We start from the raw sequence: 23,571 nt of genomic DNA, 5'->3' as shown, positions 1-23,571 counted from the left end.
CCCCCTGCACTCCCCGTCCCGCCGACCTCCCCTAACCCTCTTCAGGCAGCACCCCGGGACGGAACGGCTCCACCCCCACGACCCTCCGTACCCGCACCGGCTCGATCAACAACATCACCCGGCGCTCCCCGGGAAGCAGCCACGGATACCGCTCCTCCCCGATGTACTTCCGGGTGAGCCGGTCCATGGACCGCTCCGCCTCCTCCCCCTCGACGAAACGCACGACCCGTCCCCGGATCTCCACCCGGTCGTAGGGGTTCTCGGGGTCGTGGTGCGACAGGGAAACGTTCGGATTGCGCCGAAGATTCTCCTCCTTCACGCGCCCGATCGCCGTGTTGACCATGACGTACTCCCCTTCGAGATCCGCCCACATGGGCGAGACCTGCGGAGACCCGTCCGGCCCCACCGTCGCGAGGTGCCAGAAGTTCGGCGCCAGCAAGCGCTCGCGAATATGCCCCTCTACCTTGCCATTCACCTCGTACACGAAGATCCACACGCCTTCCCGGAATCCCGATCACGCCACTGCGCGCCATCCTCGCCACCACCCGCGCCCACCCGACAGGCGATCTTCAGCCACCCCCGACCGGGGCCTGAACCGTACGTTCCTACAATCCGTGATCCTGGCCGAACAGACCGTAGTAACCGGAGCCCAACGCCCCTACGTTGTGCCCCGTGCGCCGACCCCCAGCCCTTCCGAACCAGCCAGGCCCTCCCTTCAACGCCCCCGCCGCCCGCCGCCTCCGTGCCGCCCTGAACATGGGCCCCGAACATGTCGCCTACGGCATGCGGGCCTCCTACGGGCTGCCCTACGTCACCCCGGACCTCGTCATCGCGTGGGAACGGGGCACGACGAATCCCACCAGCCCCGAACTCACCGCTCTCGCGGGCGTGTTGTGGTGTTCCGCCGGCGAACTCATCGGCAAGCCGCGCACCCTGCGCGAGCACCGGATCAGACGCGGCCTGGCCCCCGAGGACGTCGCCCATGCCCTGGGGCTCGAACTCCTCGCCTATCTGAGCATGGAGGAGAACAACGACTGGCGGGGCAACGACCGTCAGTCCGCCGTCCTCGCCGAGGTGCTGGACCTGACTCTGCCGGACTTCGTCACCGTCACGGGCCGCGAGCCACGGCTGACGGAGCATCTCCGCAGCGCCGTCACCACGCGCTGGCAGGCGTACGTCCGTCCCGTGAGCAAGATCGTGCCCCTGGACCGGCGGCTCCTGGAGGACGTCCTCCAGGAGCTGCACCAGGAGTACCAGGGGCAGATGGTCGCCACGCTGAGCTGGGGAGAAGGCAGCGCGGCAGGCGATTCGAGCCACTCGGGCCGGGACTTCCTCGACCGGATCGTGGACACCTTCTGGACGAACGTCCAGAAGGTCACGGGATAGCGGGCCCGGCGAGGGGGTGGGTGAACGCGGGTTAGAAGACCGACTCCGCCTCGTCCATCCGGTCCTTGGGCACCGTCTTCAACTCGGTCACCGCCTCCGCGAGCGGCACCATCACGATGTCCGTCCCGCGCAGCGCCGTCATCCGCCCGAACTCGCCCCGGTGCGCGGCCTCCACCGCGTGCCACCCGAAGCGGGTGGCCAGGACGCGGTCGTACGCCGTCGGTACGCCACCTCGCTGGACGTGGCCCAGGATGACCGGCTTGGCCTCCTTGCCGAGCCGTCGCTCCAGCTCGTACGCCAGCGCCGTACCGATGCCCTGGAAGCGCTCGTGGCCGAACTGGTCGATGGCGCCCTTGCCGTAGTCCATGGAGCCCTCGGCGGGGTGCGCGCCCTCGGCGACGCAGATGACCGCGAACTTCTTGCCGCGGGAGAAGCGCTCCTCGACCAACTTGACCAGGTCGGCCGGGTCGAAGGGGCGCTCGGGGAGACAGATGCCGTGGGCGCCGGCGGCCATGCCGGACTCCAGGGCGATCCAGCCGGCGTGGCGGCCCATGACCTCGACGACCATCACCCGCTGGTGCGACTCGGCCGTCGTCTTGAGGCGGTCCATCGCCTCCGTGGCGACCCCCACCGCCGTGTCGAAACCGAAGGTCCGGTCCGTGGAGGAGATGTCGTTGTCGATCGTCTTCGGGACGCCGACGACCGGGAGGCCCGCGTCCGACAGCATCCGCGCCGCCGTCAGCGTGCCCTCGCCGCCGATCGGGATCAGCGCGTCGATGCCGAAGTCACGGGCGATGTCGGGCGCGCTCTCACAGGCCTCGCGCAGACGGTCGCGCTCCAGACGGGAGGAGCCGAGGATCGTGCCGCCGCGGGCCAGGATGCCGCTCACCGCGTCCAGGTCGAGGCTGCGGTAGTGGCTGTCCAGGAGGCCCGCGTAGCCGTCCTCGAAGCCGATCACCTCGTCGCCGTACTGCGTGACCGCTCGGTGCACGACCGACCGGATCACTGCGTTCAGGCCGGGGCAGTCGCCGCCTGCGGTGAGAACTCCGATACGCATCGTGCTGTGTCTCCTGCTCGCTGTTGATACCGGTGAGCCAGTCCGATTGTTTCACGTCCCACACCGCACTGCCGCCCCCACTCCTGACGGGCGCCTTATCCAGCGCGAGAGGTATTGTCAAGAGGGTTCTGCTCACCTCGGTGGGCGATTTTTGTGCCCCCTCTTTGGAACGGAGAGCACGCGTGACCCGCAGCGTGTACGTGACCGGAATCGACCGCGGCGACGGCCGCCAGGTCGTCGAGCTGGGGGTCATGGAACTCCTGACCCGGCAGGTCGACCGGGTGGGTGTCTTCCGGCCCCTCGTCCACCACAGTCCCGATCGCCTGTTCGAGTTGCTGCGCGCCCGCTACCGCCTCTCCCAGGACCCCACGACGGTCTACGGCATGGACTACCACGAGGCGTCCACGCTCCAGGCCGAACGAGGGACGGACGAGCTGGTCTCGACGCTCGTCGACCGCTTCCACCTCGTCGCGCGCGACTACGACGTCGTCCTCGTCCTCGGGACGGACTTCGCCGACACCCAGCTCCCCGACGAGCTCTCGCTCAACGCCCGGCTCGCCAACGAGTTCGGGGCGTCCGTCATCCCCGTCGTCGGCGGCCGCAAGCAGCCCGCCGAGTCGGTGCTGGCCGAGACCCGCAACGCGTACCGCGCCTACGACGGGCTGGGCTGCGACGTCCTCGCCATGGTCACCAACCGCGTCGCCCGCGAGGACCGGGACCTCATCGCCGAGCGGCTGGACTCCTCCCGGCTGCCCGTGCCCTGCTACGTCGTGCCCGACGAGCCCGCGCTGTCCGCGCCCACCGTCGCGCAGATCGGCCAGTCCCTCGGCGCCAAGGTGCTGCTCGGCGACGACTCGGGGCTGGCCCGGGACGCGCTCGGCTTCGTCTTCGGCGGCGCCATGCTGCCGAACTTCCTCGGCGCCCTGACCCCGGGCTGTCTCGTCGTGACCCCGGGCGACCGCGCCGACCTGGTCGTCGGCTCGCTCGCCGCGCACAGCGCCGGCACCCCGCCGATAGCCGGTGTGCTGCTCACCCTGGGCGAGGTGCCGAACGACGACGTCCTCACCCTCGCCGCCCGCCTCGCCCCGGGCACCCCGGTACTCTCGGTGCCCGGCAACAGCTTCCCGACCGCCGAGCAACTCTTCTCCCTGGAAGGGAAGTTGAACGCGGCCACGCCACGCAAGGCGGAGACCGCGCTCGGCCTCTTCGAGCGGTACATCGACAGCGGCGACCTGCTCAAGCGGGTCTCGGCACCCAGCAGCGACCGCGTCACACCGATGATGTTCGAGCACAAGCTCCTGGAGCAGGCCCGCTCCGACAAGCGCCGCGTCGTGCTGCCCGAGGGCACCGAGCCCCGCGTCCTGCACGCCGCCGAGGTGCTGCTGCGCCGCGGGGTCTGTGAACTCACCCTGCTCGGCCCTGTCGACCAGATCCGCAAGAAGGCCGCCGACCTCGGCATCGACCTCGGCCACGCCCAGCTGATCGACCCGGCCACCAGCGAGCTGCGCGACTCCTTCGCCGAGAAGTACGCGACCGTGCGCGCCCACAAGGGCGTGACGGTGGAGCTGGCGTACGACGTCGTCTCCGACGTGAACTACTTCGGGACGCTGATGGTGCAGGAGGGGCTCGCCGACGGCATGGTGTCCGGGTCCGTGCACTCCACCGCCGCGACCATCCGGCCCGCCTTCGAGATCATCAAGACCAAGCCGGACGCCGACATCGTGTCGTCCGTCTTCTTCATGTGCCTGGCCGACCGGGTCCTCGTCTACGGCGACTGCGCGGTCAACCCGGACCCGGACGCCGAGCAGTTGGCCGACATCGCCATCCAGGCGGCCGCGACCGCCGGGCAGTTCGGGGTGGACCCGCGGATCGCGATGCTGTCGTACTCGACGGGTACCTCCGGCTCCGGCGCCGACGTCGACAAGGTGCGCGAGGCGACCGAGCTGGTGCGGCTGCGGCGGCCCGACCTGCGGATCGAGGGACCGATCCAGTACGACGCCGCCGTCGAGCCCACCGTCGCGGCGACCAAGCTGCCGGAGTCCGAGGTGGCCGGGCAGGCGACGGTCCTGATCTTCCCCGACCTCAACACGGGCAACAACACCTACAAGGCCGTGCAGCGTTCGGCCGGCGCGATCGCCGTCGGCCCGGTGCTCCAGGGTCTGCGCAAGCCGGTCAACGACCTGTCCCGGGGCGCGCTCGTCCAGGACATCGTCAACACCGTCGCCATCACGGCGATCCAGGCCCAGTCCCCCGCCCCGTCCCCCACCGAGAAGGCGTCCCAGCAGTGAGCTCGCCCCGCGGCACCCGTGTCCTCGTCCTCAACTCCGGCTCCTCGTCGGTGAAGTACCAGCTGCTCGACATGCAGGACAGCAGCCGGCTGGCCTTGGGCCTCGTCGAGCGCATCGGCGAGGAGTCCTCCCGGCTCAAGCACACGTCCCTCACCACGGGCGACTCCCGTGAGCGGACCGGCCCGATCCCCGACCACGAGGCCGCCCTGAAGGCCGTGGCGGAGGAACTGGCCAAGGACGGGCTCGGCCTCGACTCCCCCGAGCTGGCCGCCATCGGCCACCGGGTCGTGCACGGCGGGCAGTCCTTCACCGCGCCCACCGTCATCGACGACGCCGTGCTCGCCGAGATCGAGCGGCTGATCCCGGTCGCCCCGCTGCACAACCCGGCCAACCTCACCGGCATCCGCACCGCCCAGGCGCTGCGCCCCGACCTGCCCCAGGTCGCCGTCTTCGACACCGCCTTCCACACGACGATGCCGGAGTCGGCCGCCCGGTACGCGATCGACGTCGCCACCGCCGACGAGCACCGCATCCGGCGCTACGGCTTCCACGGCACCTCGCACGCGTACGTCGCCCGGGCGACCGCGAAGCTGCTGGGCAAGGCGCCGCAGGAGGTCAACGTCATCGTGCTGCACCTGGGCAACGGGGCCTCGGCCTCCGCCGTCGAGAAGGGCCGGTGCGTGGACACCTCCATGGGGCTGACGCCTTTGGAGGGGCTCGTGATGGGTACGCGCTCCGGAGACGTGGATCCGGCCGTCATCTTCCATTTGATGCGTGTTGGCGAAATGTCCACGGACGAGATCGACACTCTTCTCAACAAGAAGAGCGGCTTGATCGGACTGTGCGGGGACAACGACATGCGGGAGATCCGCCGCCGCGTGGACGAGGGTGACGAACAGGCGCAACTCGCCTTCGACATCTACATTCACCGTTTGAAGAAGTACATAGGCGCCTATTACGCGGTGCTGGGCCGGGTGGACGCCATCGCCTTCACAGCGGGAGTCGGGGAAAACGCGAGCCCGGTGCGGGAGGCTGCGGTGTCGGGCTTGGAGCAGCTGGGCCTCGCGGTGGACAGCGAGCTCAACGCCGTACGCAGCGACGAGCCGCGGCTGATCTCCCCGGAGCACGCACGCGTGGCCGTGGCCGTGGTGCCCACCGACGAAGAACTGGAGATCGCCACACAGACCTACGCGCTGGTCGGAAGTAATACACGCCAGTAACACGCCTGAGCAGATAGGCGCCCATTTGTATCTTCCACCAGACGGAATATTCCGTAGCGAAACAAACCGATAGGATCGCCCCATGCGCCGTTCGAAAATCGTCTGTACTCTCGGCCCCGCGGTCGACTCCCACGAAATGCTCGTGTCCCTGATCGAAGCCGGCATGAACGTGGCCCGCTTCAACTTCAGCCACGGCACGCACGCCGAACACCAGGGGCGGTACGACCGCGTCCGTGCCGCCGCCAAGGAGACGGGCCGGGCCATCGGTGTCCTCGCCGACCTTCAGGGCCCCAAGATCCGCCTGGAGACCTTCGCCGAGGGCCCGGTGGAGCTGGAGCGCGGTGACGAGTTCGTCATCACGACCGAGGACGTCCAGGGTGACAAGCAGATCTGCGGGACCACCTACAAGGGCCTGCCGGGCGATGTCTCGCGCGGCGACCAGATCCTCATCAACGACGGCAACGTCGAGCTGAAGGTCCTGGACGTCGAGGGCCCCCGGGTCAAGGCGATCGTCATCGAGGGCGGTGTCGTCTCCGACCACAAGGGCATCAACCTGCCCGGCGCGGCCGTGAACGTGCCCGCGCTGTCCGAGAAGGACGTCGAGGACCTCCGTTTCGCGCTGCGCATGGGCTGCGACATGGTCGCGCTGTCCTTCGTCCGCGACGCCAAGGACGTGGCCGACGTCCACAAGGTGATGGACGAGGAGGGCCGCCGGGTCCCCGTCATCGCCAAGGTGGAGAAGCCGCAGGCGGTGGAGAACATGGAGGACGTCGTGATGGCGTTCGACGCCGTGATGGTCGCCCGTGGTGACCTCGCCGTCGAATACCCGCTCGAGAAGGTCCCGATGGTGCAGAAGCGCCTCATCGAGCTGTGCCGCCGCAACGCCAAGCCGGTGATCGTGGCGACCCAGATGATGGAGTCGATGATCACCAACTCCCGTCCCACCCGCGCCGAGGCCTCCGACGTGGCCAACGCGATCCTGGACGGCGCGGACGCGGTCATGCTGTCCGCCGAGTCGAGCGTGGGCGCCTACCCGATCGAGACCGTCAAGACGATGTCGAAGATCGTCACCGCGGCCGAGCAGGAGCTGCTCAGCAAGGGTCTGCAGCCGCTCGTCCCGGGCAAGAAGCCGCGCACGCAGGGCGGTTCGATCGCCCGTGCCGCGTGCGAGATCGCCGACTTCCTCGGCGGCCGGGCCCTGGTCGCCTTCACCCAGTCCGGCGACACCGCCCGCCGTCTGTCGCGCTACCGCGCGGTCCAGCCGATCGTCGCCTTCACCACCGACGAGAGCACCCGCAACCAGCTGACGCTCAGCTGGGGCGTCGAGTCGCACGTCGTGCCGTTCGTGAACAGCACCGACGAAATGGTCGACATGGTCGACCAGGAGATCGCCAAGATCAACCGCTTCAACCCGGGCGAGATCGTCATCATCACCGCCGGCTCGCCCCCCGGCATCCCCGGCACCACCAACATGCTCCGCGTCCACCACCTGGGCGGCCACAAGTAGCACCCCGGGGCCCCTCCGGGGGCCCCGACGGCCGAGAAGGCCCCTGTACGGCGCTGAGGGCGCCCCCTGGATCAGGGGGCGCCCTCAGGCGTGTCGCGGCTCCCGAACGGGCCTGTGGGGGCGCTCAGTCGGTGGTGAAGTTGTGCAGCCCGGGCACGTGCAGGGTGCCGCCGAACTGGCCGGCCTGCACGACCGTCACCTTGGTGAAGTAGATCAGCGGGATGTTCAGCGGCGGCGGGCTCTTCGGGCTGAACGTCACCGGGATCAGTCCCAGCAGGTTGCCGGAGATGCTCTCCGTGTACATCACCGTGTCGCCGTCACGGATCGTGGAGGTCGAGCCCTTGGCCGCCTGCACGTGGTAGGTCTTGCCGGACTGCTCGTCCTTCACCGTCTGGTGCAGGTCGCCGATGTCGGTGCCGTCGGAGATGACGTACTTCAGCACCTCCTTGACGGTGCCGTCGGCCGTGCGCACCTTGACGATGCCCTTGTAGTCGGCGCCCTTCAGCAGCAGCGAGCTGGCGTTCAGGTACCAGGGGTCGACCGGCAGCGGCACGGCGTTGTCCACGCCGCCCTCCGCGTCGGTGGCGACCGGGCAGTCGTCGACGTCCGTGCTGGAGCTCGGCGACGGGCTGGCGGTGGCCGCCTCGGCCGCCTTCTCGACAGCCTTGGTGGTGTCCTCGGCAGCCTTGGACGCCGCGTCGGTCGTGTCCTTCGCGGTGTCCTCGACCGTGTCGGCGACCTTGTCGGTGGTGTCCTTGACGGCGTCGGACGCGTCGTCCTTGCTGTCGTCGGAGGCGCTCTCCGAGGCCGAGGCGGACGGCGTCGGGCTGGCGCTCGCGGACGGCGAGGCGCTCTCGCCGCCCGTGAAGATGTCCTCGATGGCGTCGCCGATGTCCTCCAGCACGTTCCCGCTGCTCTCGGAGGCCGAGGGCGAGGGTGTGGCGGTGGCACCGGACTGGGCGTCGTTGGAGCTGGGCGAGGACGAACTGGCGGACGCCGACGGCGTGGGCTCGGTCTCGTCGTCGGAACCTGAATCCGACGAGGAGTCGCCGCCCGAGCCGGAGCCCGGGGAAGCGGACGCCGAGGGAGACGCCTCGGTGTCGTCGGCGGAGTCACTGGCGGAGGCCGACGGCGACGGTGAGGCGGACGCCGAGGCGTCGTCCTCCAGGGCCGCGACACAGTCCTTGTACTCGTCGGCCGTCAGGCTCTTGGAGGCGGGCTGGTCCTCCGCGTTGGCGGCGAGCGTCGGCGTGAACCCCATCCCCATGAGGACCGCGGTCGGCATCGCCGCCAGGGCTATCGCCTTGCCGGCGGGCATGTGGAAGCGGGTGAACAGCGGCTTCTTGGGCGCCGCATGCCGTGGCCCGGTTCTCGCACGGGACCCCTCCACATCGGTCCCGTGGGTCACCTCGTCAGCCGGCACTGTGCCTCCCGTTCGCCCCGTTCGCCGGGCTCGTTCCTGACAGATCGTTCGGCTCACCGACGTCGTACGCGTCCTTGGAGAGCGTGGGAACCGCACCCTCGGGGGCACTGCCCTCACCCGCGGTGCCCTCCTGGCCCGGCTCCTGCACCGGCGGCCCGCCCGGCACCCAGGCCACGGCCATCGCTCCGCCGACGAGGGCGAAGAGGAAGCCGACGAGGAAGCCGCCGAGGTTGGACACGGGGATGGACACCAGGGCCAGCAGGATCGCCGCCACGCCCGCGAAAGTGCGCACGTGCTTCTGGAACCAGAGGCTGATGCCGAGGACCACCAGCAGCACGCCGATGATCAGGGACCCGGCGCCCGCGGTGGTGGCCATCGCGAGGGTCAGGTGACCGATCTGGATGTGTGCGTAAGGGAAGTACGCGATGGGGATTCCGCCCAGAAGGACGAACAGGCCGGCCCAGAACGGCCGGTCGCCCCGCCAGGCGCGGAACTTCCGCTTGATGACCCGGATGTAGTGCTCATCGTGGCCGGGTACGGCAGGAGTCTCGGCGCTCATGGATACAGCTCCCTGGTGCGGCGTTGCTGTGGTGGTGAGTTGTACGGCACGTGAAGAACCGCGCTTCACAGTGGACGGGCGGGGGCGCCATCGGCTCCCCCGCCCGTCAGCGAGTGCTTAGTAGCACTCCTTGACACCTGACGACAGCGACATCTTGAGGCCGCTGAGCTTGAAGGTTCCGGCAGTGGTCGCCCACGCCGTCTGCTTCACGTCGGTCAGCGTGGCCTTGTCGGCCTGCTGGGCGAAGCCGAAGGGGTTGGCCTGCTCGCCGCCACCCTTCATGCCCGGACCCTTGCTGGCGTCCTTGGCGGCCACACCGATGTCGATGTTCTCGAACGTCGCGTCGGCCTCGAGGTCCTGGACATCGATGTACAGGTTCTCGGCCTGGACGGGAGTACTGCCGCCGCCCGCCTTCAGGATCAGGCTGACCGACCCGAGGATCGGGATGTTCGGCGTGACCACGGACTGACACATGTCAGTGATCGAGGCCGACTTGAACGCCGAGACCGCGACGGGGTGAGCCGTCTTCTTGCCGTCGAGGGTGTACCCCGAGTCAAGCGCACCGTACTGGGAGAAGCCCGTACCGACGAGCTTGTCCGCGGTGACCTTGAACGACTGGCCCGACACACTGAACGACGCGGCGAGAGCGCCCTGCGCGAGGGCGACACCTATCGCAGCCGTGGCGGCCACGCTGGGCACCATCACGACGGCGAACCGCTTCCATCTGGTCCCGCCACGCACCTGGGACTCCATATTTCCTCCTTCTCGGACGTACATCTCCTGGCCCTGACTGCCCCTGTCGAACATGACGGCTCAGCCGGGCAGGGATGGGAGAAGTGCTACGTCCTCGGGAAGGGGAGCGCCCGTACTCGGAGGCGCGAACCGCGCACCGATCACCGGCGATCACCCCCGAGCGACAACCACTGGTCGCGCCTGAGCACATCACGCACAACCTTGCTGGACAGGCTTCACCGGAAGGCGAAGACCCCCCTGCCCAAGAGCAGGCACCACTGCTGCCTGCTCTACTCGGTGGGGACCCAGGAGTTCCCGCGGGCCCGACCGGCTGTCGGGGTGCGGGGAATGGACCGAGCGTCGCCGATCGTGGTGCATTCTCGCCGCCCGCACAAGGGGCTTCGTTACTCGGTAGTAACGGCCGGATAACCGAACAACGACCCGCTGGTCTCGGCCGACGACTCAGGGTGGCGCGAAGGGGCCGGACAAAATTGTTGATCGCCGGACAGAAACCGACAGATCAACGTCCAAAACTTACTTGCAGTAACAGCGGCCGCGTTTACCAAGATTTGGTAAAGCGCGGCCGCAGTGGCACTCCGTCGGCAAATCTTTCACTCGGGCACCACAGGCCCGGATGTTTAGGGACTGGTCAGAACGGGGCTCCCGCCCCGGTCGGCACCCCTCCCCTAGAACAGGGCCCGCGCCAGCGCCCGGCGCGCCGCGACCACCCGCGGGTCATCGGCCCCGACGACCTCGAAGAGCTCCAACAGCCGTACACGTACGGCATCCCGGTCGTCACCGAACGTGCGCCGCACGGTGTCGATGAGCCGTCCGAAGGCGTCATCCACATGTCCGCCCACCAGATCCAGGTCGGCGGCGGCGATCTGCGCCGGCACATCGGCCGGCTTCTCGGCGGCGTCCTTGCGGACCTGCTGCGGGTCCAGACCCTGCACCCGCTGGAGCAACTCGGCCTGGGCGAGGCCCAGTTTGGCCTCCGAGTTGCCCGGGTCGTCACTCAGTACGCTCTTGTACGCCTGCACCGCACCGCCGAAGTCCCCCGCGTCCAGGGCCTGTACGGCGGCCTCGAGCAGCGCGTCGTAGGGTCCGACCGGCGTCGCGGGCGCGGCGGCCTGCGCGGCACCGGGCCGGGCGTCGGGGTCCACCGTGATCCCGGTGAGCCCGAAGCGCTCCTCGGCGACCTGCACCAACTGGTCCAGGGTCTGCTGGATCTGCTCCTTGCCGGCGGCTCCCTGGAAGAGCGGCAGGGCCTGTCCGGCCACCACCGCGAAGACGGCCGGAATCCCCTGGACCCCGAACTGCTGCATCAGCATCTGGTTGGCGTCGACGTCGATCTTGGCGAGGAGGAGGCGCCCGTTGTACTGGACGACGAGCTGCTCCAGCACCGGGCTGAGCTGCTTGCAGGGCTCGCACCACTCGGCCCAGAAGTCGATGACGACCGGTACCTCGGTGGAGCGCTGCAGGACGTCCCGCTCGAATCCGGCCTCGTCGACGTCGATGACGAGATCGGCCGGCGAGACGCCTGCGGTGCCGCCGCCCTGCCGGGCCGCTGCGGCGCGCGCCTGCTCCGCCTTCTCCTTGGCCTCCTGGGCCGCCTTCACCGCGGCGAGGTCGACGACTCCGCTCATGGACATGTTCCGTGGCTGCATGCGTCTATCCTCCCCCGTCCGCGCGTGCAAGTGAAAAGCGTTGAGAAAGCCGGTACCGCTTCTGTACTGCCGAGCGCCGGGTCCCCACCCCGCGCCAGTGGTTTCGCTACGGGTCGTAGCGTAATGGCACGGGGTGCCTCGGGGCCACCCGGGCCCGGTGATCTCCCTCACGGCCGCACGGGAAACGCCGGTTATGGTCATGGGATGCAGAGCCGCACTCCCGCCCCGCGGGCCACAGGACGCCCCCGCAGCGCCACCGCGGACGCGGCGATCCTCGCGGCGACCCGTGAGGCTCTCGTGGAACTGGGCTGGTCCAAGCTCACCCTGGGAGACGTGGCGGCCCGCGCGGGGGTCGCGAAAACGACGCTCTACCGTCGCTGGGCGGGCAAGAACGAACTGGTCGTCGACGCGGTGGCGGAACTCTTCGACGAACTGGAACTCCCCGACCGCGGCACACTCGCCGCCGACATCGAGGGCGTGGTCCTGCAGTTCGCACGGATCCTGGACCGCCCGGAGGCCAAGAGCGGCCTGATGGCGGTGATCGCCGAGTCCACCCGCGACGAGGTCCTGCGCGAACGCATCCGCGAGTCGATCGTCGAACGCCAGAAACGGCTCGTGCTGGAGGGCCGCGCCCGCGCCGAACAACGCGGGGAACTTCCCCCGGAGCCCGATCCGGAGGAAGCCGCGCGCACGGTGGACCTCATCTTCGACGTCGTCGCGGGCGCCGTCGTCCACCGCACCCTGGTGAGCGCGGGCGCGGCGGACGAGGAGTGGGTACGGAGCTTCACGAGGGTGCTGCTCCTGGGGCTGACCTCCGCTCAGAACCCCGCCGGCTCCGTATAGACGCCCCACTCGTCCCGCAGCACCCCGCAGATCTCACCGAGGGTCGCTTCGGCCCGTACGGCGTCCAGCATCGGCCCGATCATGTTGCCGCCGTCCCGCGCGGAGGCGAGCATCGCGTCGAGGGCGGTGCGTACCGCGGCCTCGTCCCGCGCGCCCTTGCGGGCACCCAGCACGCGCACCTGCTCCCGCTCCACCTCGTGGCTGACCCGCAGGATCTCCAGGTCGCCGGTGACGGAGCCGTGGTGGACGTTGACGCCGACGACCCTCTTGTCGCCCTTCTCCAGGGACCGTTGGTACTGGAACGCGGACTCGGCGATCTCGCCGGTGAACCAGCCGTCCTCGATGCCGCGCAGGATGCCGGAGGTGATGGGCCCGATGGGATGCCGCCCGTCGGGATGGGCCCGCAGCCCCCGCTCCTTGATCTGCTCGAAGATCTTCTCGGCGTCGGCCTCGATACGGTCCGTCAGCTGCTCCACGTACCACGAACCGCCCAGCGGATCCGCCACGTTGGCGACCCCGGTCTCCTCCATGAGTACCTGCTGGGTCCGCAGCGCGATCTCCGCGGCCTGCTCGGACGGGAGCGCGAGGGTCTCGTCGAGGGCGTTGGTGTGCAGGGAGTTGGTGCCGCCGAGCACGGCCGCGAGCGCCTCGACGGCCGTCCGTACGACGTTGTTGTACGGCTGCTGCGCGGTCAGCGAGACCCCGGCGGTCTGGGTGTGGAAGCGCAGCCACTGCGCCTTGTCGCTCCGCGCCCCGTACACGTCCCGCATCCACCTCGCCCAGATCCTGCGGGCCGCGCGGAACTTGGCGATCTCCTCGAAGAAATCGACGTGGGCGTCGAAGAAGAAGGAGAGCCCGGGCGCGAAGACCTCGACGTCGAGTCCGCGGCTCAGCCCCAGCTCCACGTACCCGAACCCGTCGGCGAGCGTGTAGGCGAGCTCCTGCGCGGCCGTCGATCCCGCTTCGCGGATGTGGTACCCGGAGACGGAGAGCGGCTTGTACGCGGGGATGCCCTGCGCGCAGTACTCCATGAGATCCCCGATGAGCCGCAGATGGGGCTCGGGCTGGAAGAGCCACTCCTTCTGCGCGATGTACTCCTTGAAGATGTCGGTCTGGAGCGTGCCGTTGAGCACCCCGGGATCGACACCCTGCCGCTCGGCGGCGACGAGGTACATGCAGAAGACGGGAACAGCGGGCCCGCTGATGGTCATGGAGGTGGTGACGTCCCCGAGCGGGATGTCCTTGAACAGCACCTCCATGTCGGCGGCCGAGTCGATGGCGACCCCGCAGTGCCCGACCTCGCCGAGCGCCCGGGGGTCGTCGGAGTCCCGCCCCATGAGGGTCGGCATGTCAAAAGCGACGGACAGCCCCCCGCCCCCGTTGGCGAGGATCTTCTTGTACCGCTCGTTGGTCTGCTCGGCGTTCCCGAACCCGGCGAACTGCCGGATGGTCCACGTGCGCCCCCGGTACCCGGTCGGATAGAGCCCCCGCGTGAACGGATACTCCCCCGGCCACCCGATCCGCTCGAACCCGTCATACCGGTCCCCCGCCCGGGGCCCGTACACCGGCTCCACGGCATCCCCGGACAACGTGGTGAAGTCCGCCTCCCGCTTACGCGAGGCGTCGTACCGGGCCTGCCACCGTCGGCGGCCCTCTTCGATGGCGTCAGCGTCCATGCTTCGAATTTACTAGGACGTCCTAGTAAATGTCGACGGCAACCCACCCGTTACTCTCGACGGCATGAAGAAGAGCGTCCTGACCCGCTACCGGGTGATGGCCTACGTCACCGCCGTCCTGCTCATCCTGCTGACGATCGGCGTGATCGGGAAGCGACTGCTGGGCCTGGACGGGTTCGACGGCTTCGTCTCGGTGGTCGGCATCGCCCACGGCTGGCTGTACGTCATCTACCTGGTCTTCGCCTTCGACCTGGGCACCAAGGCGAAGATGCCGCTGGGCCGCCTCGCCTGGGTGCTCCTCGCCGGCACGGTTCCGACCGCCGCCTTCTTCGTCGAGCGCAAGGTGACCCGGGAGGTCACACCGCTCGTGATCGACGACCCCGCCCCGAAGACCGCCGCGGCCTGACGCTCACTTCGTGATGAAGTGGCACTGCGTGGCGCGCAGCTTGCCGTTCACGTAGAACCTCGCGCAGGCCTTTCCGTACTTCGGCAGCGTCTGCGCGGAGTTGCGTCGCAGCGGATCGCGACGGCATTCGGTGTGCGTCTTGCCGCGGGCGGTCTTGTACGTCCGGTTGCCGGTGTCCGCGTAGGTGAAGTCGATCCTCCAGTTGCAGAACTTGGAGAAGGTCGCCGCGAGTCCCATGCAGTCCACGCCCGCCAACTGGCTCGTGATGCGCTTGCCCGAGCCGTCGATGGAGTGCGTCAGGAAGCACCCCACGGGGACCTTCACCCCCGCCCCGCGCAGGTCGTAGTCGAACGTCCCGATCGCGGTGGTCCCGGTGGCGCTGGCCCTCGCCACTCCTCCGGCGCCCAGTGTCACGGCACCGATGACCGCGACGGCGCTCCCGGCGGTCAGTAAGCGACGAGTGGCAGTACGAAGCTTCGACACGGCGGATTCCCCTGTTCCTGTTGGGCCCGGACTCCATCGCCCGGACGATGACCGCCCAACAAGATCGCAGGGAAAACATCGGCCCCTGGCTGCCGTATCGATCATGCGCGGGTGAGATCACCTTCAGGTGCGATCCGCTCCCGCGGGTTGACCGACCGCCTCAGCCCTCGTCGAAGTCGTGCGCCGCCACCCGTAGGGGTCTGAGCATCGCGAAGAGTTCGGCGCATTCCTCCGCGTCGTAGACGCCGAGTCCGAAGTCCATGGCCATGAGGTCGCGGGTGGCGGATTCGACGACCTCGCGGCCCTTTTCGGTGATGACGGCGAGTGTGCCGCGGCCGTCGTTGGGGTTGGGCTTTCTGTCCACGAGGCCCGATTTCACCAGGCGGTCGACCGTGTTGGTGACCGACGTGGGGTGGACCATCAGACGTTCGCCGATCTTGGACATGGTCAGCTCGCCGGCCTTGGAGAAGGTGAGCAGGACCAGGGCCTCGTAGCGCGCGAAGGTCAGTCCGTAGGGCTTGACGACCGCGTCGACCTCGGCGAGGAGGATCTGGTGGGCGCGCATGATCGAGGTGATCGCGGCCATGGACGGCACGTTTCCCCAGCGCTGCTTCCAGAGTTCGTCGGCGCGGGCGATGGGATCGAAGGGAAGACTGAGCGGCTTCGGCACGGCACCAGACCTTACCGGCCGGTCACATGCTGGTCAGCCCCGTCTTGGCATTCGGTCCGGCGGGCCGCCACGGCCAGCAGCACACAGCACGCCGTGCCCAGCACTCCCGCCCCCGCCACGGTCCCCGCGACCCCCGCGAACTCGGCCACCACCCCCGCCAGCGCCATTCCCACGCCCTGGATCGTCATCAGGCCGGCCGTCAGCAGCGTCATCGCCCGGCCCCGCAGCTCCTCCGGCACCGCCCGCACGAACCACTGGTCCAGGCCCAGCGTGTACGCCGACCCCGCCCCCGACAGCACCAACACCAGCAGGGAGACGGACAGCCCCGGGTGCAGCACATACGCCACGTACGGCACCAGCGTCACGCCCACCAGCGGCAACGCGATCCGTTCCCGGGCCGCCGGCCCCAGCCGCGCCCCCGCCCACAGCTCCCCCGCGATCGTGCCCACCGGCAGCGCGCACATCAGCAGCCCCAGCCCCACCGACCCCGCGCCCAGATCGTCCGCGTACGGCGCCGCCAGCGCCTCCGGCACCACCGAGAACATCGGCGGCACCCAGAAGAGGAACAGCAGCACCCGGACCCTGCGGTTCGCGAACACCTGCCGCGCGCCCTTCAGCGACTCCGTCACCAGCGCCGTCCCGGCCCCCGCCCGCGCCGGCCGCCGCCGCGTACCGAACCGCAGCAGCACCGCCGACGCGCAGAACGTGGCCACCGTGATCAGCAGCGCATGCCGGGGCGCCACCACGGTCAGCAGCAGGCCGCCCACCCCATACCCCACGAGCAGCGCGCTCTGCGACACGATCCGCAGCAGCGAGCGACCCAGGACGAACAGATCGCCGTCCCCGAGGATGTCGGCCAGCGTCGCCATCCGCGTCCCCTGGAACACCGGCGCCACCACCGCCAGACAGCACCGCAGCGCCAGCAGCAGCCCGATGCCCGCCCCCGGCGCCGCCATCGGCAACACGCACGCCGCGCACACCAGGTCGCACACCACCAGCACCCGCCGGGCCGGAAAGCGGTCGGCGATCCCCGCGAGCAGGGTGCCGCCGACGACGTACGGGAGGAATCCGAGCGCGAACGCCAGCGCGCTCATCAGGGGCGAGCCCGTCAGGTCGTAGACGAGGACCGAGAGCGCGATCTCGCTGACCACGACACCCAACAGGGAGAGCAGATGCGCCACGAAGACCGCGCGGAACTCCCGTACGGCGAAGACGCGGCCGTAGCCGGTGGGCGGGGCGGCGGTGAGGGTGTCGTCCGTCATGTGCAGCAGCGTGCCGACCGCCCCGCCCACGCCCTAGAGTTTCGGACACAGCCGAATCTTCCTGCCAGCCACTCATCCAGCCATCCAGCCAGGGACGCGTATGCCTTCGCGACTGCACTTCGGTGAGGACGACTTCCTCCGCTGCCGCTTCGCGATCTCCCCTCTCTGGGAGACGCAGGAAGTCGTCCGCACCCTGAAGCGGCCCGACCGGCACGGCTATCACACGCCCTGGCTGCGCCGGATCCGCACCGCGGCCGCCGAGCTGGACCTCACGCCGTTGTGGCTGCTCATGCCCCGCCGCGGGCACTCCCCCGACTGGCTGGGCCCGCCCCCGCTCGGGCCCGGGGCCACCTTCGAGGAGGAGATCGCGGCCGTACGCGCGAGTGATCCGGCGGCCGCGCGCGCGGACACCGCGAAGTCGCTCGCGTGCACGCCCGGCGCCCTGGAGTCGGTGCACGGACGGGCCTGGATGCGGGATCCCGTCCGGATGGTGCGGGAACTGTCCGACGCGGTCGAGGAGGTCTGGCGCACCCTCGTCGCCCCGGACTGGCCCCGGCTGCGCGCCCTGCTGGAGGCCGACGTCGCCTTCCACTCGCGCCGGCTGGCCGAGGTGGGGCTCGGCGGACTGCTGCCGGAGATCAGCCGGCGGTTCGGGTGGGACGCGGGGACGCTGACCGTCGAGCACCGGGGCGAGCACGAGCGACGGCTCGAGGGCCAGGGGCTGGTGCTCATGCCGAGCGTCTTCATCTGGCCCGACGTGGTCAGCACCTTCGACCCGCCCTGGCAGCCGACCCTCGCGTATCCGGCGCGGGGCATCGGCGGGTTGTGGGCCGAGCCCGACGACCGTACGTCCGACTCGCTCGTACGACTCCTCGGCCGCGGCCGGGCCGCCGTACTCGCCGCACTCGACGAACCAGCCACCACAACCGCCCTGGCCCACCGCCTCGGCCTCGCCCCGTCATCCGTCTCCGCCCACCTGACGGTCCTGCGCGACGCGGGCCTGCTCACCGCGAGAAGGTACGGCCACCAGGTTTTGTACGAACGCACCCCGCTGGGGATCGCCCTGAGCGGGGCCGCGCCAGCGCCTCGCTAGGGGCGCGGGGAACTGCGCGACCAGCCCCCACCAACCCGCAGACGAACGCGGCCCTCCCCGCGGAGCGGTGTCGCATCCGGTTCGGACAGGTGACCCATGTGACGATGGGTGACGCACCCTTACCCAACGTCACCCTCGCGCAAGGGAGCAGCATGCCCCGGCTGACCCACACCCTCGCGGTCCTCACAACCCTCGCGCTCGCCGCAGGCTGCTCCTCCGCGTCCGACGTCGAGGAGGCCTCCGTCGCCGGCGCGGCCAGCAGGAAGTCGGACACGGATCCGGCGTCCCCGTTCTGGGTGGACCCCAACAGTTCCGCCGCCCAGCAGATCCAGCTGTGGCAGCGGGAGGGCCGTACCCGGGACGCGGCGCGGCTCCAGAAGATCGCGGACCAGCCGGCCGCGCTGTGGCCGGCCGGTGAGATCGACCCGGGTCCGACCGTCAGGGCGGCCATCGGCTCGGCCGCGGCCGAGGACCGTACGGCACTGTTCGTCGCGTACAACATCCCGCACCGGGACTGCGGCCAGCACTCGGCGGGCGGGGCCGCGGACGCGGACGCCTACCGGCAGTGGATCGGGAGGTTCGCGGACGCGCTCGGTGACGCGAAGGCCCTCGTCGTCCTGGAACCCGACGCGGTCGCGCACATCGTGGACGGCTGCACACCGGGCGAATACCACGCCGAGCGCGAGCAGTTGCTGGCCGAGGCGATCGACCGGCTGAAGCGGCAGCCGAACACCAAGGTGTACCTCGACGCGGGCAACCCGTCGTGGATCCGGCAGCCCAAGAAGCTGGTCGAGCCACTGCTGCGGGCAGGCGTGGCGAAGGCCGACGGCTTCTCGCTGAACGTCTCCAACTTCCAGACCGACGCCGTCACCAAGGAGTACGGCCGCCGCCTCTCCAAGGACCTCGACGGCAAGCACTTCGTCATCGACAGCAGCCGTAACGGCAACGGGCCGCTGCCGGGCGTGTGGTGCAACCCGCCCGGCCGGGCGCTGGGCACCGCGCCGACGACGAGCACCGGCGAGACGGCCCTGGACGCCTATCTGTGGGTCAAGCGGCCCGGCGAGTCGGACGGGACCTGCGAGGGCGGTCCGGACGCCGGGCAGTGGTGGCCGGAGTACGCCCTGGGGCTGGCGGACAACTCCCGGAACTGACCGGCCACTTCGACCGCGCCAACCGCTCCGTCTACTTCACCTGGATCCACTTCGCTTCGGACGGGGTGCCGTCCGCGTCCGTCACGAACAGCATGTACCAGCCGGGCGGCACCAGAGCCGGGTCCTTGGGCACCTCGAAGGTGACGGCGTTCGCGTTCTTCGTGATGCCGAGCTCGATGGAGCGCTGTTCGACGTCGGTGGTGTGCGTCACCGCGCTCGGCCGCATCAGCCGCGCCTCGGCGATCCGGTCCGCGTCGGCGGTGCGGAAGGTCGCGCGGTGGTCCGCGCCGAGTTCCTTCGGTCCGTCCTTCAGTTCGGGGCGGTCGGCGCCGCCACGGTGCAGGGCCGGCGGTGTGAAGATCTCCATGCGCTGCTCGAAGTGACCCAGTTTGGTGTTCTGCTGGTCGTCGTAGAGCGGGTCGGAGCCGAAGCTGGCGACCCTTCCGTCGGGCAGCAGCAGCGCCTCGGAGTGGTAGTTGCGGCCCACCGTCGGGGACGCGGCCTCGTGGAAGACGTTGCCATTCGGGTCGTAGAACTGCGCCTTGAGGATGTTGCTGGCACTGCGGCCGCGGTAGTCCTCGGCGCCGTTCGCGGTGAACACGGTGTCGTCCGGCATGATCACGCTGTTCAGGTACCGCGTGCCCTGCGGGAGGTCGGGGCCGTCCTCGAAGACGGGGTTGTCCTTCTTCAGGTCGACCACGGCCGTGCGCGGGGTCGACTTCTTCGACTCGCCGACGCCTCCGCCGCCGAGGATCATCACCTTCTGGTCCTGCGCGGGCGGCAGGAGGAGGGACGCCGAGGTCTCCGTCTCGTCGGCGTCGCGCAGACCGGGGACCTTCTCGAAGGTGTTGGTCTTCAGGTCCCACAGCCCCGGTTCGCGGCCCATGTCGGCAGGCCCGTAACCGGCGTTGGAGGCCGGGTAGAAGAGCTTGCCGCCCTTGGTGAGGAAGAGCGCCGGGTACGTGGGGAAGTACCGCTTGGGGCCTGGTGACCACTTCTTCGTCTTCGGGTCGTAGATCTCGTTGTCGCCCGGGTCGATCATCCCCACGTCGTCCAGGCCGGAGACGGCGAGGACGCGGCCGTCGTCGAGGCCGACCAGGGTCGGGTACCAGCGGGCCTTGTCCATCGGGTCGACCGGGATGTACTTCTCGGCGAGCGGGTCGAACTCGTAGGCGGCGCGGATGCCCTGGAAGTCCTGCTTGTCGAGGGTGATCTTCTCGCTGAGGCCGTAGGCGTTGTCCGCGTCCTCGCCGTTCAGGCCCACGATCTCGTACTGGGCCTGCTTCTCCGTGACGGACATCGGGCCCTTCTCCACGGCCTCCACGAAGACCCGCGCCTCGGCGGCCGTCACCTTCGTCTGCCAGGGCTGCATCACCCCGCGGGCGTTGTAGGTGACCTTGAAGGTCTTCTTCGCCTTGGGGACGGTGACGTCGAACTTGGTGGCGTACTCGACCCCGGCGGGCGAGCGGAAGCGGGTCCCCTTCTTCAGGACGATCGCCTTGTCGGGGTTCTCGTTCTTCACGCGCATGCCGCCGCCGGCCCGGTCCACCTCGCCGTCGAGCAGCTCGTAGCGGGCCGTACCGCCGGCCACGAGGAGCCTGCCGTCCGGGAGTTGGGCGTGCCCCGAGCAGAAGAAGTCGTCGGGGGTCGGGATCTTCTTGAAGGTGTCCTTGGCCGGGTCCCAGAGAACGGTGTCGAAGGACCCCTCGTCGAACTTCTTCTGTTCGTTCCCGGAGCCCGCGACGATGAGTACCTTGCCGGTGTGCAGGAGCGCCGCGTGGATGGCGTTGGTGCGGTACTCCTCCGGGATGTCGACCCGGCTCCAACTCCCGTACTTCGCCTTGTACCCGGGCTGGGCGATCTTGTACGCGTAGTACTGATCACCGGCGAAGTCGAGCGCGGCCGGGGCGTTCAGGCCGACGAGGACGGCGATGCCGCCGATGCCGAGGACGGTCTTCTTGGTGCGCTGGGACGGCTGGTAGGCCATGCCTAGTTGCCTCCTGTCGTGGTGCTGGAGGTGGTGGCGAGGGCGGGCTCGGTGCCGTCGACGGGACGGGGGGTGACTGAGGCTGTGGCTGTGACCGTCGTCCTGGAGCGGTGGGCCTGGCGTTCCTTCAGGCGGGTGGAGATCCACACACCGACCGGGGCCAGGGATATCGCCATGGCCAGGACCGCCCAGGTGCGCATCGCCACATGCGTGTGGTCCAGGACGACCGAGCCGGCCAGCGAGGTCGCGAGGAGGGCCGCCCAGAACAGGTGGATGCGGAAGGTGAGCAGCCGGTCGGGGCTGGCGTCGCCGCCCTTCGGGGTGACGACGAAGCGGCTGGGGCGGCGGATGAGGGCCTCGCCGAAGGACTTCAGGTAGATCGGCGCGGAGAGGGCCGACATCGCCATGCCCGCGAGGCCGCCGGAGCCCTCGGGCTCGTGCGGGGAGACGTTGTGGCGGCGGTTCCAGAGGTAGAGGCCGATCTGGAGGGCGGCCGCGTCGCTGTAGAGCATCAGCCAGACGGATGCGGCGACCTGAGTGCCGGACGCGCCGAACCAGAGGAACAGGAAACAGCTCAGGATGCCCAGGAACCAGTTGACGGCCGTCATCGGGTAGTAGACGAGCATCAGCGTGTACGAGAGGAGGCGCCCGGGCGGCATCGTGAACGGTGCCTTCCAGTACTGCTTGAAGAGCGTCTCGTACGTGCCGCGCGACCACCGCATCTGCTGGGTGAAGAAGTCCGTCCAGGAGGCGGGGCCTTCGCCGACGGCGAGGACGTCGGGGGTGTAGACGCTGCGCCAGTGGTTGCGGGTTCTCGGGTTGCGGTGGCGGTGGAGCTCGAAGCCGGTGGCCATGTCCTCGGTGATGGAGTCGTACAGGCCGCCGATCTGCTTCACGGCCGCGATGCGTACGACGTTGTTGGTGCCGACGAACATGGGGGCGCGGTAGCGGTTGCCGGCGCGCTGGATCAGCGCGTGGAAGAGGAACTGCTGGGACTCGGCGGCCTTGGTGACGGGGTTGTGGTAGTTGCCGTACACCTGCGGGCCCACGACGAAGGCGACGTCCGGGTCCCGGAGGTAACCCATCATCCGCTCCAGGAAGTTGGGGAGCGGGACGTGGTCGGTGTCGACCGAGGCGAAGAAGTCGTACGCGTCGCCGTGCATGGCGATCCAGGCGTTGTAGTTCCCGTGCTTGGTGTTCGCCTTGTGGACGCCCTTGGGTCTGTTCCACTCGGGGACGCCGTGGCGGGTGAAGTGCCGTACACCGAGTTCCGCGCACAGGGCCTTGGCCGGTTCGTCGTCGCCCTCGTCCAGGAGCCAGACGTCCAGGGGGCCGGTGTGGGTGATCCTCGTGGCGCCCTCGAGGGTGGCGCGGACCATCTCCAGGGGTTCCTTGCCCGGGACGTACGTCGTGAGGAAGGCGACGCGGGTGCCGGGTTCGGGGGTGACGGGGACGGGGTCGCGGGCCACGAGGGTGGCGTGGGCGACGGAGACGACGTTGACGACCATGAACAGCTCGATGAGCGCGATGGCTATGAGCATCGTGATGTCGAGGCCGACCATCCACCCGTCGCCGCCCTCGCGTTCGACCCAGTGGGTGGGCCAGACGAGGTAGACCAGCAGGGCGCCGGTGAGCAGGGGCGCGAGGGTCATCAGAAGGATCGCGCGTATTCGGTGCGGCTCGCCTGCGAGGAGTGAGGTGTACTGCACCCGGTACTTCTCTTCGGACGGCTCGGTGAGCGGTCCGGCAAGTCGGCTGTGGGTGTCGTAGTCGTAGCCCTCCGGCCGCACAGCGCCCTCCAGTGATCGAACGAGCCGATATCCACACACAAGTGGAGATTTAGGGGCGTGTCGAACTGGGAGGGTCCAGGCGAGTGGGGGTGCGGGGTGCCTGCGGCGGCCTGTGGCGGCTTCGGTGGGGGCGTGCGTTGCGCACTACTCGTCGTTGGGGGTCGGTGCCGCACCGGGGGGTGTCCGTCCTCGGTCGGGCGGTGCTGTGGGTTGGGCATGTGCGGTTGGTTGGTCGCCCGACGCTGCGGGCGGACACCCCCCGGTACGTCCCCTTCTCGCCGTTGCGCATGCGCGGGCCCGTCCCGCCTGGGGGCGGTGCGGCGGTGCGCATGCGTGGGTGGCGCCCCGCCGGGGGCGAATGCGGCTGCGTT

General features: G+C 69.5%; 20 protein-coding genes. 8 read left to right on the top strand and 12 right to left on the bottom strand.

Annotated features, from left to right (window positions below; translation table 11 throughout):
* Window positions 1-31: 31 nt before the first annotated feature.
* Window positions 32-475: a PPOX class F420-dependent oxidoreductase gene (locus tag OG381_RS31785; RefSeq protein ID WP_327719463.1), complete on the bottom strand. Its 444-nt coding sequence runs from the start codon at window positions 473-475 to the stop codon at window positions 32-34.
* A gap of 197 nt (window positions 476-672) precedes the next feature.
* Between OG381_RS31785 and OG381_RS31780 the strand changes: the two genes are divergently transcribed.
* Window positions 673-1,386: a helix-turn-helix domain-containing protein gene (locus tag OG381_RS31780; protein ID WP_327719462.1), complete on the top strand. Its 714-nt coding sequence runs from the start codon at window positions 673-675 to the stop codon at window positions 1,384-1,386.
* 31 nt (window positions 1,387-1,417) lie between these two features.
* Here OG381_RS31780 and OG381_RS31775 read toward each other — a convergent pair whose 3' ends face one another.
* The gene (locus tag OG381_RS31775; RefSeq protein ID WP_327719461.1) at window positions 1,418-2,443 is read right to left on the bottom strand and encodes an ATP-dependent 6-phosphofructokinase; all 1,026 of its coding nucleotides are present in this window, start codon (window positions 2,441-2,443) and stop codon (window positions 1,418-1,420) included.
* A 182-nt stretch (window positions 2,444-2,625) separates the two neighbouring features.
* Between OG381_RS31775 and pta the strand changes: the two genes are divergently transcribed.
* The 3 genes from pta to pyk all read left to right on the top strand — a co-directional run bounded on the left by pta (window position 2,626) and on the right by pyk (window position 7,458).
* The gene (pta, locus tag OG381_RS31770) at window positions 2,626-4,731 is read left to right on the top strand and encodes a phosphate acetyltransferase (protein WP_327719460.1); all 2,106 of its coding nucleotides are present in this window, start codon (window positions 2,626-2,628) and stop codon (window positions 4,729-4,731) included.
* Window positions 4,728-5,951: an acetate kinase gene (locus tag OG381_RS31765; RefSeq protein ID WP_327719459.1), complete on the top strand. Its 1,224-nt coding sequence runs from the start codon at window positions 4,728-4,730 to the stop codon at window positions 5,949-5,951. The genes pta and OG381_RS31765 overlap by 4 nt, the downstream gene beginning before the upstream one ends.
* Window positions 5,952-6,033: 82 nt before the next feature.
* Entirely contained in the window at window positions 6,034-7,458 is a 1,425-nt protein-coding gene (gene pyk, locus OG381_RS31760; protein ID WP_327719458.1) for a pyruvate kinase, read from the top strand.
* A gap of 124 nt (window positions 7,459-7,582) precedes the next feature.
* On the opposite strand, the gene OG381_RS31755 is transcribed toward pyk, so the two are convergent.
* From OG381_RS31755 to OG381_RS31740, 4 genes are all read right to left on the bottom strand, one after another.
* The gene (locus tag OG381_RS31755) at window positions 7,583-8,881 is read right to left on the bottom strand and encodes a hypothetical protein (protein WP_327719457.1); all 1,299 of its coding nucleotides are present in this window, start codon (window positions 8,879-8,881) and stop codon (window positions 7,583-7,585) included.
* The gene (locus OG381_RS31750) at window positions 8,871-9,440 is read right to left on the bottom strand and encodes a DUF6114 domain-containing protein (protein WP_327719456.1); all 570 of its coding nucleotides are present in this window, start codon (window positions 9,438-9,440) and stop codon (window positions 8,871-8,873) included. Before OG381_RS31750 ends, OG381_RS31755 begins: the two co-directional genes overlap by 11 nt.
* Window positions 9,441-9,557: 117 nt before the next feature.
* Window positions 9,558-10,193 (bottom strand): DUF6230 family protein, encoded by a 636-nt coding sequence (locus OG381_RS31745; protein ID WP_327719455.1) that lies wholly within the window; start codon window positions 10,191-10,193, stop codon window positions 9,558-9,560.
* 665 nt (window positions 10,194-10,858) lie between these two features.
* Window positions 10,859-11,839 carry a tetratricopeptide repeat protein gene (locus OG381_RS31740; RefSeq protein WP_327719454.1) on the bottom strand — a complete coding sequence of 327 codons (981 nt, stop codon included), beginning with the start codon at window positions 11,837-11,839 and terminating at the stop codon, window positions 10,859-10,861.
* 204 nt (window positions 11,840-12,043) lie between these two features.
* Here OG381_RS31740 and OG381_RS31735 point away from each other — a divergent pair, with 204 nt between their 5' ends.
* Entirely contained in the window at window positions 12,044-12,682 is a 639-nt protein-coding gene (locus OG381_RS31735) for a TetR/AcrR family transcriptional regulator (protein WP_327719453.1), read from the top strand.
* Here the strand turns inward: OG381_RS31735 and OG381_RS31730 are convergent.
* A complete protein-coding gene (locus OG381_RS31730) occupies window positions 12,658-14,358 on the bottom strand; it encodes an acyl-CoA mutase large subunit family protein (RefSeq protein ID WP_327719452.1) in 1,701 nt (566 codons plus the stop codon). The two genes, OG381_RS31735 and OG381_RS31730, sit on opposite strands and share 25 nt — an antisense overlap.
* Window positions 14,359-14,422: 64 nt before the next feature.
* On the opposite strand from OG381_RS31730, the gene OG381_RS31725 reads away from it, so the two are divergent.
* The gene (locus OG381_RS31725) at window positions 14,423-14,764 is read left to right on the top strand and encodes a DUF3817 domain-containing protein (RefSeq protein WP_327719451.1); all 342 of its coding nucleotides are present in this window, start codon (window positions 14,423-14,425) and stop codon (window positions 14,762-14,764) included.
* Between the two features lie 3 nt (window positions 14,765-14,767).
* Here the strand turns inward: OG381_RS31725 and OG381_RS31720 are convergent, their stop codons facing one another.
* The 3 genes from OG381_RS31720 to OG381_RS31710 all read right to left on the bottom strand — a co-directional run bounded on the left by OG381_RS31720 (window position 14,768) and on the right by OG381_RS31710 (window position 17,179).
* Window positions 14,768-15,247, bottom strand: coding sequence for a hypothetical protein (locus OG381_RS31720; protein WP_327719450.1), 480 nt, complete (start codon window positions 15,245-15,247; stop codon window positions 14,768-14,770).
* Between the two features lie 160 nt (window positions 15,248-15,407).
* Window positions 15,408-15,917: a MarR family winged helix-turn-helix transcriptional regulator gene (locus OG381_RS31715; RefSeq protein ID WP_327719449.1), complete on the bottom strand. Its 510-nt coding sequence runs from the start codon at window positions 15,915-15,917 to the stop codon at window positions 15,408-15,410.
* An 11-nt stretch (window positions 15,918-15,928) separates the two neighbouring features.
* Window positions 15,929-17,179, bottom strand: a complete 1,251-nt coding sequence (locus OG381_RS31710) for an MFS transporter (RefSeq protein ID WP_327719448.1) — start codon at window positions 17,177-17,179, stop codon at window positions 15,929-15,931.
* A gap of 100 nt (window positions 17,180-17,279) precedes the next feature.
* On the opposite strand from OG381_RS31710, the gene OG381_RS31705 reads away from it, so the two are divergent.
* The gene (locus tag OG381_RS31705) at window positions 17,280-18,272 is read left to right on the top strand and encodes an ArsR/SmtB family transcription factor (protein ID WP_327719447.1); all 993 of its coding nucleotides are present in this window, start codon (window positions 17,280-17,282) and stop codon (window positions 18,270-18,272) included.
* Between the two features lie 152 nt (window positions 18,273-18,424).
* Window positions 18,425-19,423, top strand: a complete 999-nt coding sequence (locus tag OG381_RS31700; RefSeq protein ID WP_327719446.1) for a glycoside hydrolase family 6 protein — start codon at window positions 18,425-18,427, stop codon at window positions 19,421-19,423.
* A gap of 31 nt (window positions 19,424-19,454) precedes the next feature.
* Here the strand turns inward: OG381_RS31700 and OG381_RS31695 are convergent, their stop codons facing one another.
* Window positions 19,455-21,410: a kelch motif-containing protein gene (locus OG381_RS31695; RefSeq protein WP_327719445.1), complete on the bottom strand. Its 1,956-nt coding sequence runs from the start codon at window positions 21,408-21,410 to the stop codon at window positions 19,455-19,457.
* 2 nt (window positions 21,411-21,412) lie between these two features.
* Window positions 21,413-23,200 (bottom strand): glycosyltransferase family 2 protein, encoded by a 1,788-nt coding sequence (locus tag OG381_RS31690; protein WP_327719444.1) that lies wholly within the window; start codon window positions 23,198-23,200, stop codon window positions 21,413-21,415.
* Window positions 23,201-23,571 lie beyond the last annotated feature (371 nt).

The organism is Streptomyces sp. NBC_00490 (assembly GCF_036013645.1).
GTDB classification, from domain to species: Bacteria; Actinomycetota; Actinomycetes; order Streptomycetales; family Streptomycetaceae; genus Streptomyces; species Streptomyces canus_F.
The sequence above is the reverse complement of the archived record's forward strand: the minus strand, read 5'-3'. Positions and strand labels throughout refer to the sequence as shown.

Coding starts and splice junctions, on each gene's coding strand:
- OG381_RS31745 (WP_327719455.1), bottom strand. CDS start 10,193: ATGGAGTCCCAGGTGCGTGGCGGGACCAGATGGAAGCGGTTCGCCGTC.
- pyk (WP_327719458.1), top strand. CDS start 6,034: ATGCGCCGTTCGAAAATCGTCTGTACTCTCGGCCCCGCGGTCGACTCC.
- OG381_RS31725 (WP_327719451.1), top strand. CDS start 14,423: ATGAAGAAGAGCGTCCTGACCCGCTACCGGGTGATGGCCTACGTCACC.
- OG381_RS31700 (WP_327719446.1), top strand. CDS start 18,425: ATGCCCCGGCTGACCCACACCCTCGCGGTCCTCACAACCCTCGCGCTC.
- OG381_RS31705 (WP_327719447.1), top strand. CDS start 17,280: ATGCCTTCGCGACTGCACTTCGGTGAGGACGACTTCCTCCGCTGCCGC.
- OG381_RS31750 (WP_327719456.1), bottom strand. CDS start 9,440: ATGAGCGCCGAGACTCCTGCCGTACCCGGCCACGATGAGCACTACATC.
- OG381_RS31710 (WP_327719448.1), bottom strand. CDS start 17,179: ATGACGGACGACACCCTCACCGCCGCCCCGCCCACCGGCTACGGCCGC.
- OG381_RS31775 (WP_327719461.1), bottom strand. CDS start 2,443: ATGCGTATCGGAGTTCTCACCGCAGGCGGCGACTGCCCCGGCCTGAAC.
- OG381_RS31730 (WP_327719452.1), bottom strand. CDS start 14,358: ATGGACGCTGACGCCATCGAAGAGGGCCGCCGACGGTGGCAGGCCCGG.
- OG381_RS31695 (WP_327719445.1), bottom strand. CDS start 21,410: ATGGCCTACCAGCCGTCCCAGCGCACCAAGAAGACCGTCCTCGGCATC.
- OG381_RS31740 (WP_327719454.1), bottom strand. CDS start 11,839: ATGCAGCCACGGAACATGTCCATGAGCGGAGTCGTCGACCTCGCCGCG.
- OG381_RS31735 (WP_327719453.1), top strand. CDS start 12,044: ATGCAGAGCCGCACTCCCGCCCCGCGGGCCACAGGACGCCCCCGCAGC.